The sequence below is a fragment of the Mycobacterium sp. IDUB_28 genome, from assembly GCF_055419285.1.
This window is the reverse complement of record NZ_JBVAXK010000021.1, coordinates 26,457-38,500: the sequence shown is the minus strand read 5'-3', so window position 1 is coordinate 38,500 and position 12,044 is coordinate 26,457. Positions and strand designations below refer to the sequence as shown.

Sequence of the window (12,044 nt, the reverse complement as noted above, 5' to 3'; positions counted from 1 at the left end):
CATGCCGGCCACCTCACGACGATCCCGACGGCGCTGCTTGCGCACCGCCCGCTGATGATCACGCTTATCGGTAGGCACACGCCACGCACCCGTCCACGCCGTGACGCCTGCCTTCTTGCTTACCTCGGCCATTGGTCTCACTCCCCTTCAATTCGGGGTCTCAGGGCCCGCCCCAGTGGCTTGCCCAACAGCGGTGACTCTATAGGCGTCGACCGACATGTCGGAACACGTCGGCCAGGTCGCGCAGCTGCATGACGCGCTGTTGCCGGGTGCGGGAGTCCATGCACACCAGCGAGCTGTACGCCTCCACGATGGACGCCAGCACCAGCTGGTCACGGCGCAGCAAGCCGTCCGGTTCATGCCGTAGGCGGTAGGCCAATTCGCGCGGGTCGGTGGGATCGGGCCAAGGGGTGTCCCCGATCGTCACGAAGCCACTGGGCTGACCACTCACGACGACTGTCCCGGTTGAGCACCGACGCAGTTATCGGGATGCAGCGAGCACGCTGGGCCGTGCTGACGGCTGACCAGCTCCTCGGTGGCGGACCCACATTCGTCGCAGCGACCAGCTGCCGGGTCGGAGTCGGTCCACACCATCAGATTCGATGCCACCACGTCGAGGTACTGCGCAGCAGCGTCGGCCTGGCCAGTGGCGCGGAAGGTCGAGGTCTCCCCCGTCATCAGGCTCCGCACGCTCCACACCCGCCGTCCGTCGCTCCACCCGTCACCGCGGTACTGCGCTCCCGGGGGCTCGTCGGTCTCCGGGTCGCCGTCATAGACCGCCCCGTCGTTGATGAACACCCGGACCCGTCCGGTGCTCGGCGCGGTGTCAATCTGCACCACGTGTGCGTCGTCGAGGTCGCTGGCGAAGTCGCACACCGCGATCCCGCCGTCCTCGGGCGCCGTTGCTGGGTCCAGCACCAAGTCCGCGAGGCTTTCGGCTGAGTCGACCAGCACGGCCAACGTGTCGACGTCCTCGTCATCGTCAGCGACGGCACGCCGCCACCGGGCCGCCGCGGCGCGCGTCAGCTGCGCTGTATGGCGGCGCAGCGTCATCGGTCGCGCCGGGCGCAACTCAGCGGCTACGAATCGCAGCTCTGTGCCGTCCAGCTCGCCCGTAGCGGCCTCTACTCGCCGGACGTCGCGCAGGACGCCCTGGATGCCCACCACGCGGTACAGCGGGCCGTCCAGGCGGCCGTCATGCACGTCGTCGACCGTCTCCACATCAGCGCCCACCGGGAACGCCGGGGTGTCCACCTCAACCCCACTCATTGCTCAACCCCACCAGCTCCGGACACTCCGGGCATGCCAACACCGTCACCGTCGACAGAGATCCGAGGTCACTGCCATCCCCCGCGCCGTGACCGTCGCCGGTGTAGTCGAAAAGCTGGTCCCACAGATCCACCTCGCCGCGGAACCGGTCCACCCTCACCACGTGGGTCTGCTCGGACTCGTGCCCGTCGCTGTAGGTGTTCTCCACTTTGATCGTCAGATTCAGCGCCATCAGTGCCGACCGCCCACCTGGGCGACCAGCGACTGCCCGCGCGCCACGATCTCGCTCGAAAGCGCCACCAGACCCTCCAACTCGTCGAGCTGCTCGACCGAGAGCCCGCCGCTGGTCTCGCGGTCACCGCCGAGGAACACCGCCACTCCAAAAACCGGTTGCCGCAACGCCGCAGTCCTGCTCGCAATGATCGTCGCCACCGGATTCACCGCGGCTGCCACCTCAACCTGATCGTCGAGGTCGAGGAACACCAGCGCCTCCTCGTCGAGCCACAGGTCCAACCCGTCCGCCAGACGCACCAACTGCACCACCTGGCATCCGATCTGTTCGCACAGCATCGCGATCGGACTGCCGTACTGGTCGACGGTCAACGGCACCCGACGCGCCGCCCCGTCCTTATCCACCCGAAGCCCCACCGGACCACTCCCGACAACGCTCACGACATTCCCCTTCCCTGGGAGTCGCGGGCCGACCCGATTGGCCTGCCCAACACCCACCACACTACCCCCGCCCACCGACAACCAGAAGTACCAAAACCTCACCGCCACAACCTCATACCGGCCCCACCCCGCCCCTGTGCCGGGTGGGGTGGCGGTTGGGCCGGCACAGGATTGGCAGTGCCCCGGCGGATAGGGAAAGGGAGGTCGGCCGGCGGGGCACTCATGCGGGCCGCGCGGCTAGGAGGCGATCGCTTCGGGCGCGTTCTGGTCGGCGACCTCCTCACCGGCCGGCACCGTCCGGCCTGCCCGCAGGATCTTGTCGACCGCGGTGAACACCGCACGGATGTGCCCGTCGGTCACCTGCTCATCACCCAGCCAATGCTGAATGTAGGCCCGCGACTCCTCCGGCGCCCACTCGCACAACTCGAGTTCGTGCGCCAGCAGGTACGCCACCGCCTCGGCCCCAAACTCAGCCACACCGCGACTGCACGGGCTCTCCCCCTCCGCTGAATCCGTTGTGTGACAGAGCATTACGTGTCCCAACTCATGAAACAGGGTCTTCACCGGGAATTTTGCGACGGGGCTGACAGCCACGTTGCGCTCGAAGCTGTACCCCTGGCAGTTGCCGTCGATCAGCGCGTACGGCACCTGCGTGATGTCCAGGGCCGCCAAAGCACGCTGGGCGTCCCACGCGGGCAGCTCGGGCCACGTGACGTCCGGTCCGACCGTGTTGCTGTACGGGAACGTGGATCGCTTCAGCTTGAAGCGCATCGCGACGACGACCTTTTCGCCCGTCTCCTCATCAGTCTTGCGGATCGGCCGCGGATGCAGCACCGCACGACCGCCACCTTTGACCGGGATCCGGCCCAGCGCTTTCCACACGCTGAACGGTGCACATGGCTCACTGACACCCTGCGACCACAACAGGATCTGATTTTGTAGGGAGTACTGGTAGAACCGGCAATACGTGTCCCCCAGCCGGCCCGGCATCGTCATCGCCTGTTCCAGCAGCGCCCGCCAGTCGACCTCCCCATCCTGGTCGACGGCCGGAGCAACCCGCTCGATCGTAGAAGCAGTCATGGCATTCCCCTTCCGGGATTTCGGGGCCCGCCCAACTGGCCAGCCCAACACCTATGACACTACCCAGACCCACCGACAAGTTCTGTCGAGCACTCGTCGTCGAAATCAGCTGCGCGGCTTTCGATACCCGACCGGCACCCTGCCCCTGTGCCGGATGGGGTGCCGGTGGGGTGCTGAGCTTCCGTGTACCGCTTCCGTGCCCGTGTCGGGGGCGGTCCGTCCGCGGTGACCGCCCCCGACCGTGGGCCGCTACGCTGCGGCCGCGCGGCTGCCGTCCCTGAGTGCCTCACTGATCGCGTTGTTGACCTCGGCCAGCTCGGCGCGCGCGGCGATCAGCTCTGCCGGCTCGCCGACGCTGGTGGCCGCCGCGGCGGTGCGGGCGTCGTGTGCGCGCCGCTGCGACTCATCGACCCGGCTGTGTGTCGCGACGATCTCGCGGTCGACGCCGGCCACCCACGCGGCGACCATCGCCTCCGCCCACGCCGTGACAGCCTCCACGCCTCGGCGTCGGACCTTCCCCGGTAGTGGTTCGGCCCACAGCATGCGGTGCTCGAAAGCCAACTCCAATCGCTGGCCGGGGTCGGTGTCCACGGTGCGCACCGACACCCGCTGATCGCCCCACGTGGCCCGGTACCGTGAGCGATAGTCCGACGTGTCTCGGACCAGGCACGCGTCGGCTGCGACCCGCGTCAGGTCGACCTCGCGCATGCTGTCGCGATGCTCGGCGAAGGCCTGCAACCGCCGAACGCGCGCCGCGGCGCTCTCGGCGGTGCTGTCCGCGGCCGCGGCCTGGTGCAGCAGTGTCCGCACGTTCTGCTGCACGGTGACGTGGGCTAGCCGCAGCGACCGCACGCGGGTCTCTAACTCATGCTGTCGCAGCAATAGATCGTTGCCCGCCGCGGCGGCCTTCAGTTCGCCGATGGTCAATGTGTCGTCGCCGATGTCCTCGATTTCACGGGCCTGTCCGTCGGAGCGATACAGCTGCTCAAAGCCGCGCGCCTTGCGCTCCAGAGTGCCGAACATGAACGCGTCGAACGTTTCTCGCGTGACGTGGTAGTGGATGTGCGCGACCGCGTTCCGATTGCCGTTACGGCGGATCCGGCCGTTGCGCTGCTCCCACGCCGCCGGGGTCCACGTGGGGTCCACCTGGTGCAGGGAGTGCATGCGGTGCTGCACGTTGGTGCCGATCCCCACCTTGGGGGTGGACCCGATCAGGACGGCCACCCGACCGTCACGGCACGCCGCGAACAGCGCCTCGCGAGCCTTCGCCGTGGTCGCCTCATGGACGAACCGAATCCGATCGGCCGGCACACCACGAGCGATCAACCCCGCTCGGATACGGCCATAGGTCTGAGCGTCCCCCTTCTTGGGCGTGCCCATGTCGCAGGTCACCAGCTGGAAGGCTCCCGGCGTCGGGGATCCGGCATACCTCAGGTCCCGAGTCTGGTGGTAGATGTCGGCCACCGCCTCGGCCACGCCATCGAGCTTGGGTGCCTGCCCCGCGATCCCGACCAGGTGCGGATCCAACGCCACTTTGCGGCCATCACCGCAGATAAGCAGCATGTTGTCCGACTCCGCCGAGGGCATCCGCGCACGCAGGGCATCGGCACGGGTGACCAGGTTGGCCATGAACGCACGTTGGGCTGCCGTCGGCTCGGTGAGGTGGGTGTGATTGCGTACCTCGGGACGGGGCAGACCGACGCTGTCGGCCCGCACCATGGACATGAATTCCGAGAGCATGGTCCGCAGCTCGGGCACGTTCTGAATCGTGCCCGGCCGCCGCCGCGACCGGAACCCCGATCCGTCCGGGCTGGTCTCGATGAGCACCTTGTACCGCACGAACTGCGCCGCCCACGCGTCGAAGTGCCTAAGCCCGGTGCGCGCCAACTGTTCTGGCGCGAGCATGCTTTGCCAAACGAAACCCTCCGCAAGCGTGTTGGTGAAGGGCGTTCCGGTAAGCAGGCACGCGTGCGGCCGGTCCGGGTTGGCCTGCCGCAGCAGCGACACCTTGAGGAACAGATCGAGCGCCCGTTTCGAGGATCCGAGACTGAACCCGTCCGCGCGGGTCGTCACCGGCAGCCGCCGGAACTTGTCGGCCTCGTCGACGATCAGATAGTCGATGCCCAGGCTCTTGAACGTGACCGCTTTGGGATCGTTGATGGCCGAACGCAGCTTCTCGAGTCGGCCTTGCAGCGAACGCACAGCTGCGGCGATGCGCTTGCCGGTGTATCCCTCTGTGCGGGCGTAACTTTCGAGTTCACCAAGCTGTTCTTCTAGCCACGCGCGCTCCACCTGGGCGGGCACCGGCAGCGACGAGAACGTTTCGTGGGTCATGATGACCAGATCCCAGTCCCCGGTCGCGCAGCGCGCCACGAACCGCCGGCGCGCGTCGCCGTGCAAGTCCTCGCGGGTCACGATGAGGAACCGGCCGGCCGGCCACGCCTGGTAGGACTGGCGCGTAACCTGCTCGATCAGATGTAGCGGAACCGCCAGCGCTACCCTGTTGGCAAGTCCGAATTGCCGCAGGGTCATCGCCAAAGTTATTGCGGTGAGCGTCTTTCCGAGACCTACTTCGTGGGCGCTGAACACCGCCGGCGTGGACACCGCGCGGTCGACGAAGTCTCGTTGCCACGGCCATAGTTCGATCCCGTCGGCCAGGCCGGGGAACGTCAGATGCGCGCCGTTGTGAGCGCGCAGGACGCGCGCGTTCATAGTCTGGTTGTACTGCTCGACGATGCGCCGCTCCCGGTCGGCGTTTTCCCACACCCACAGCGAGAACCGGCTTTGGATCGCCGAGAGCTTCTGTTCGGCTGCTTCGGTGGCGTCGGCATTGCGGATCTTGCGGTGCGTGCGCGTGTGCTGGTCGTAGAACTCATCCCAAGCGACCGGCGCCGCACCGTTGAGCCCGATCTGCAGCAGCGTGACCGCATCGAAACGTTCTGTGCAGTAGGCGATCCGAGCTTCTGGGGACACCCGTCCGTGTGCGTTCACCTCCCACGCCGCCAATGGCGCGATGTGATCGACGCCAGCCCGCACACCGAATACCTCATGACAGAATTCCCCGACGTCACCGGCGGTGACCCACGGGGATCCCAGCTCCACGCGGATGTCGTCGCGGGTCAGCCACGGTGGTTGCACCGCTTCCAACGCGGCCACGTTGCGTTCGTAGCGCGGATCGACCGCCGCCGCCGCCAACGCCTCCCGCAGTTTGGCCCGAACGTCACCGCAGAGGTAATCACGGGCCGTGACTGCGCCCCCGCCTCGGGGATCTCGGAAAGCCAGGTCGCCGAGCGCGGCGAAAGTCTCCTCGGGGTCAGCCAAACCCAGCAGGCCTCCCACGCGATCGAAGTCCAGGCCGCGGCCCTCCCCCAAGCTGATCGCCAGTGCCTCGCCGGGGTTGCCGGCAGTACTGGCCGGCACGGGCCTCTTGTTGACGCGGCCCAGCAGAATCGGCGCCGGTGCCGCCTCCCCCGTGTCCTGGTCGAACGCCTCCAAGGCGAGCACCACCGGCGCATCGGGGTCCGCCCGGAACCCGCCGAGGCTCGGTGTGCGCCAACCCAACCGCGGTAGCCCCGTCTCTGGATCCGGTTTGCCCTCGGTCATGGTCCCCCGGTTGAGAGCCCCGTACCGATCAACGTACTTCTGGTATTCCTGCCGACACGCCACGCGTAACGGCTCCAACGCCGAATCGGGGGTTTCCCAGTCCGACTCGGCCTCGATCAGGGCCACCGCAGCATCACGTAGGCCGATCAGTGCCCGCAGCTCGGCGCTGGGCTGTGCAACTGCGGTTAGGGCGCCGTCGACGATGCGCACCACCTCACCGTCGACGCAATGTAGCGACCCCTCTTTGCGGCCCTGGTCGTCGGTGAGCCTCACATCATCGAGGTCCCCCGACAGTCCCGCCTCGTCGGTGTAGGGCACCAGCAGCGGACCCACTGCCGCGAACGCCGATGCGACCGCGCCGCCGGGATCCGCTGCGCGTACAGCTAAAGGGGACCGCTCGAAACCGGTCAACACCATGTCGCCGGCGACGAGTTCGGGGTGCAGCCCCCAGAAGGGACTTACCAACTCCCGACATGCACGTCCCCGCACCGTCGATTCCACCGCCGTGCGCACCACACCCGAGCGGCCGTGTGACCACCCGTGCACATCGTCGTCTCCGTCCCGGACCCGCAGGACCAACACATCGGCGACCACATCAGTACCCGACTCGCGAAAGTAGCCCGACGGCAGCCGCACGGCAGCCATCAGATCGGCATGCTTGGTGATTGATGACGACAGGCCGTGGGCGGCGTCGAGTTCGTGACGTGACGTCACCACCACCACGTAACCCCCAGGCCGCACGGCCGCCACCGCACGCGCCACGAAGTACTCATGCAGGGGGCCGTAGAAGCCGATCGCGCCGTCGTGCACGCGGGCTGCCGAGAACGGAACGTTACCCACGGCCGCATCAAAACGCTTGTGAGGCAGGGATACCTTCTGTAGCTCGCCGGTGATGATGTTCGCCCCCGGAAGCAACAGGCGGGCGATCCGCGCGGATGTCGGATCCGCCTCCACACCCGTCGATTCCACGACCAGATCACACGGCGCATGCCGGATGAACGCCCCGGTGCCGCACCCCAAGTCGAGCACAGAGCCACCGGTGAAGCCCGCTGTGCAAAGGACGTTCCAGATGAGAGCCACCAGCTCGGGCGGACTGAAGAATGACGTGTCGACCACCCTCGCGGCCTGGCCCATCACGTCGCCGGCCGCGTCATCGAGTTCGTCGGCCAACCCCGCCCACGGCTCAGCCGGCTCCGCGTCGAACAACGCCGCCACCGGTCCCCATCCGGGGAACGCCTCCAGAACCGCCCGCCGCCGCTCATCGAGCACCGCCGCAGGCATCCCATCGCACTCGGCGAGCACCTGCGCCGCAGCGATCACACGTCGCGCCAACGCCGGACCAGCTGCGCGCGCCCCATCAGATTGCGGGATCTCCACCGTCGCCATAACCGCCTCCCCTTTCACGGGAGTCAGGGGCCCGCCCGCTTGGCGTGCCCTCACGAAATGTCACCGTACAACCCGCCACCGACAACTCACCAGCGCAACACACGTCAACACCACCACCAACCAAAGGTGTTCGACAGCAGAGTGATTCACCCCCTCACCGCCCCTGTGACGGGCGGGGAGGGGGGCGGGGCCGACTGCGGAAAGAGCCGGCCCCGCTCGGCGACTCAGGCCTCCTCGACGTCCACGACGTCGTGGTCTTGGATGGCGTCGGCGAGCAGCCGAACGCCGAGTCCCGCGACGGCATCGGCGACCATCTCGTCGGTGATCTCCCCAGCCGCGGCTTCGCCGTTGCGGCCTGACGCCGCGATGCGCACCCGCACCGTCGCGTCCACCACGCACAGGTACTCGCGGGATCGTGGCCGCAGCCCCTGCTCGACCATGAATTCATCGAAACGCTCGCAAAGGCTATTAGCGTCAGCGTATTCGTGAGCGGCATCCTCTATGCCCACTAGTCGCGCCTGGTGCCTGGCCAGCGCAGAACGTGCCGTCTCGGCCTCGCTGCGGGCTCGCCGAGCCGCCCAAAATGAGGCGGCAAGCGCGGAAGCCCACGCCGGCATCTCGCCCTCGGTGGGCACCGGGTCGCCGGCGACCTTCACCTCCGTTACCGCACCGGCAGACACCACCGAGCAGCCGTCGAGCCGGACCACCGCGCACTGACGCTCCGCACCATCGGCCGCGATCTCCTCGACGACCAGCCAGCCCGGAACCGGTCCATCCGACAGCGCGGCGCACACCACCGCGCCCGCCGCCACGCCGGCCGCCAACGCCTCGGCCACCGACCGCGACACCACACCTACCGAACCCTCAACCACGACAGCAGTCACGACACTTCCCCTTTCCTGGGAAATCGGCCCAGCCCCGCTGGCCTGGCCTTCACACCTGATTCTACCCGTCGCCGCCGACATACCGGACCCGAAACCGCAACCCCACCAGACCTTTTCGGCCCGGCAGACCATCACCCCATCCCTGTGACGAGGGGGGTGGGTGTTGGTGAGACCCACCATCACCAAGTGGGTCTCACCAACGGGCGCCGCGTTACGTCGCCTTGAACTTGAGTTGGGCCACCACACACTCGGGGGGCTCGACATCAGTGCGGACGCCCAGGAGGACGGGTTGATAGAGCGCACCGCCGCCTGGTGTGGCGTAGAGATAGCGGACCTCGACGACATCACCGATCTGGGGAACACTCTGATTGGCGGGAACGGTGACGGCACCGACGTCCAGCCAGGTCGCGCCTTGTAGCAGGCTGACCCGGACACTGCGCTGCCGATTGATGGCCGTGACTACCGCGGAGGCTGTTGCCACGAATTTCAACTTGCGCTGGGTGCCACCGCTGCTGGGCCGCCCCTGCGTGTAGGGGGCATCCCAGCGTTTGAACACCACCCCTTCGGCGTTTCGCGCCCGAACCTCATCGAGCTGGCGCGCCTTCTCGGCCGGATCGACCCAGCACTCCGCGACGACGACGGCGGCCGCGGTGTCGGCATCGCCGATCACGGCCCGCAGCGCGCGGTAGCGGTCGCCGTAGGACCGAGCACGCAGGTCGGTGCCGTCTCGGGAGAGCAGGTCGAACACATGCAAGCAGTCACCCACGGCTTCGCCGTCCAGCACGAAGTCACCGGGCACCAACCGGCCCGCGGCCTGGATGGTCTCCGCCACACTCACGATCAGGCCGAGCTTGTTGATGCCCTCGACTGCGTCGCCGACCTTTCGGAGCATCAGGCGCCGGCCATCGAACTTCTCCTGCATCACCCACTGCGGATCACCCACCAAACGCGCGGCGTCGGCTTCGTCGATGGTGTTGAGCAGTTGGGGCAGCAGGCCACTGACCCGGCCAGCGTTGGCGCTGTGACGGTAGGGCGTGCCGTCAGCTCCCGCCGTATATCCCTTGGATTGCTTGTCGGCCACCAGCTTCGCGAAAACCCTCCGCGCAGTAGCGTGGTCGACCGGCGCTTTGGTCTTCGTGCCAGTCGATAGCGTCCCGCCGCGCCGACCGAATGCAAAGTTGACCGTGTAACCTCCGCCGTCTGCGGCCTCGATGCGCGCGTGATACACCTTGTCGCTGGAGCCGGATTTGAAGTACAAGCTCACCGACTCCTCCTCGCACACCGACTCCGATACTTCTGAACCCTCAACGACATCAGTCACGACAACTCCCCTTTCCGGGAACCGCGGGCCTGCCCTCTTGGCGAGCCCTGACACGAGTGACACTACCGGCAACCACCGACAACGCCGCCCCTCGATCGAACCTCCCACGCAGACACGAACAGGCTCGGCCCCACCCACCCGCGCGGTCAGTACCTTGGCGCCGATATCGACCCTCCAGGCACCGCGAACACCTCCGCCGCCACGCGGATGATCTCGTCGAGGTCGAGGCGAATCCGGCGGCCATCGGAATGCACAGCGATGCTGTATCCCGTGACGTAGCGCAGCTTTTCAGAACCGGCATGGACGAACACGGCAACCTGATCGGGCTGCAGGTGAGCCGCGATCATCTCCGGAACAAATAACTCCTCGCCCTCGCCGTCATCGCCGTCGATCCACCGCGACCAGTCTCCCAAGCCGTCGGCGTCTGCCGCGAAGATCGCCACGCATCCCGGCGACCGCTCCTCCACCTCGAAGTCGTGGCACTCCAAAGCATTCCTCAGCGCCAGCACGTCCTTGACCGCAAACACGTTGGTGCGGCCCCGCCCGTAGTAATTCGCCATCAGACCGCTCTCCCCGCCCTCGTCGCTACGCTGCCGAGAGGACATCGCGGGCACCAACGATGAAGCGGTCGGAGGCGGCGATGTCACAGTTCACCAACGCCAACGCCGTGTCGATGATGTCGGCCAGCACTTCGCAGGGCACGCCGCCGCCTGCGGGCAGGACATCACGCACCTGCACATAGACCGAGACCGAAAGATTCTGCTGCTCAGCAGCTTCGGCGCTGACAGCCGTCAAGTTGAGCACGACGGTCAAGCCATCGAGAACCCCCTGGCCGTCGTAGGACGGATCAAGATCCAACCCGAGATAAGCGACGTTGACGCCGTGCGCGAGACCTGTGACCGTGAGCCAATCCCGAGTCGGCGAGCTGCCTGGATCGTTCTGGAACACACAGCCCATCACCGCAGCCAAGGTGTGCTCGGCCTCCCAGGTGTCACCCGTCAGCCCATCGAGAAGCTCCTCGATTTCAGCGGTGTCGGACGCCGCCCACCAAGCGGCGTACCCGACAAGATCGCGCTCGACGGTCATCGGAGCCAACACCCCGCCAGCTCGGACCGGCACGTGGGCGGCGGTCTCACCATCGAGCGACCACATGAATCTGCCCGATTCCGTACGCAACTGACCGTCCAGCACGCGGAACCCGAACAGACAATCGTCCTCGCCAAGCATCCGCACCGATGACCCCTCGACCGCAAACGGTGCCAGCACCGCCAACATCTGCTCGGTCGAGTCCCACCACTTGTCGTGATGACACCCCAACGTGAAGCCCGTCGCGGCATCCTCCTCACATCCGTCAAAGCAGGTGTTCTCCTCGATCACCTCGGTTAGCGTCGCCGTGCCGGTCGTCTCGAACGCGGCACGCACCGCCTCCAGGGCGGCCGCGATGTTCGCCGGTGGAATGGTGAAGTCGGAGTCAATCGAGTTGGCGCAATAACCCATCGTGAACATCCCCCATCTGGGACTCGTGGGCCGGTCCGATTGACCTGCCCGACATCCCCAGGCTACCGATCCCCTCCGACAGCCCGAGTACCGTCGAGATGCACCGCAGATCAGCAAGAAACGCCGCGCTACTTTGACAGAACAACGGCCCGACACCCACCCTTGTCAAACTTCAGCGCACGGCCTGAGCCGCAGGTTTTTACCCCCGAAGCGCCCTGTCGGGCCGTTGTTGAACAACCCCGCGCCGTGTGGCAATCTTCGCTGCATCTCCTCATATCGCAGCAGCAGCCGCGTGCGAAGACACAACCCCCACCCCACCCCACCCCACCCCT

Annotated in this window: 10 protein-coding genes; all 10 read right to left on the bottom strand. The window is 66.9% G+C overall.

The annotated features are described in order from the left end of the window. Nucleotides 1-199: 199 nt before the first annotated feature. Nucleotides 200-451, bottom strand: a complete 252-nt coding sequence (locus ACZYZ9_RS25625) for a hypothetical protein (RefSeq protein WP_463828971.1) — start codon at nt 449-451, stop codon at nt 200-202. Next, nucleotides 448-1,269: a hypothetical protein gene (locus tag ACZYZ9_RS25620; RefSeq protein ID WP_463828970.1), complete on the bottom strand. Its 822-nt coding sequence runs from the start codon at nt 1,267-1,269 to the stop codon at nt 448-450. The genes ACZYZ9_RS25625 and ACZYZ9_RS25620 overlap by 4 nt, the downstream gene beginning before the upstream one ends. Continuing rightward, complete coding sequence (locus tag ACZYZ9_RS25615) at nt 1,256-1,501, bottom strand: hypothetical protein (RefSeq protein ID WP_463828969.1); 246 nt, start codon at nt 1,499-1,501, stop codon at nt 1,256-1,258. The genes ACZYZ9_RS25620 and ACZYZ9_RS25615 overlap by 14 nt, the downstream gene beginning before the upstream one ends. Continuing rightward, on the bottom strand, nt 1,501-1,941 hold the full coding sequence (locus tag ACZYZ9_RS25610; RefSeq protein ID WP_463828968.1) for a hypothetical protein: 441 nt from the start codon (nt 1,939-1,941) through the stop codon (nt 1,501-1,503). The genes ACZYZ9_RS25615 and ACZYZ9_RS25610 overlap by 1 nt, the downstream gene beginning before the upstream one ends. 237 nt (nt 1,942-2,178) lie before the next feature. Further along, nucleotides 2,179-3,021, bottom strand: coding sequence for a hypothetical protein (locus ACZYZ9_RS25605; RefSeq protein WP_463828967.1), 843 nt, complete (start codon nt 3,019-3,021; stop codon nt 2,179-2,181). Between the two features lie 249 nt (nt 3,022-3,270). Next, entirely contained in the window at nt 3,271-8,010 is a 4,740-nt protein-coding gene (locus tag ACZYZ9_RS25600) for a methyltransferase domain-containing protein (protein ID WP_463828966.1), read from the bottom strand. Between the two features lie 224 nt (nt 8,011-8,234). Then, the gene (locus tag ACZYZ9_RS25595) at nt 8,235-8,894 is read right to left on the bottom strand and encodes a hypothetical protein (RefSeq protein WP_463828965.1); all 660 of its coding nucleotides are present in this window, start codon (nt 8,892-8,894) and stop codon (nt 8,235-8,237) included. A gap of 211 nt (nt 8,895-9,105) precedes the next feature. After that, the gene (locus tag ACZYZ9_RS25590) at nt 9,106-10,215 is read right to left on the bottom strand and encodes an ATP-dependent DNA ligase (protein ID WP_463828964.1); all 1,110 of its coding nucleotides are present in this window, start codon (nt 10,213-10,215) and stop codon (nt 9,106-9,108) included. A 146-nt stretch (nt 10,216-10,361) separates the two neighbouring features. Beyond that, nucleotides 10,362-10,775, bottom strand: coding sequence for a hypothetical protein (locus ACZYZ9_RS25585; protein ID WP_463828963.1), 414 nt, complete (start codon nt 10,773-10,775; stop codon nt 10,362-10,364). 25 nt (nt 10,776-10,800) lie between these two features. Then, on the bottom strand, nt 10,801-11,712 hold the full coding sequence (locus ACZYZ9_RS25580; protein WP_463828962.1) for a hypothetical protein: 912 nt from the start codon (nt 11,710-11,712) through the stop codon (nt 10,801-10,803). Nucleotides 11,713-12,044: the final 332 nt, after the last annotated feature.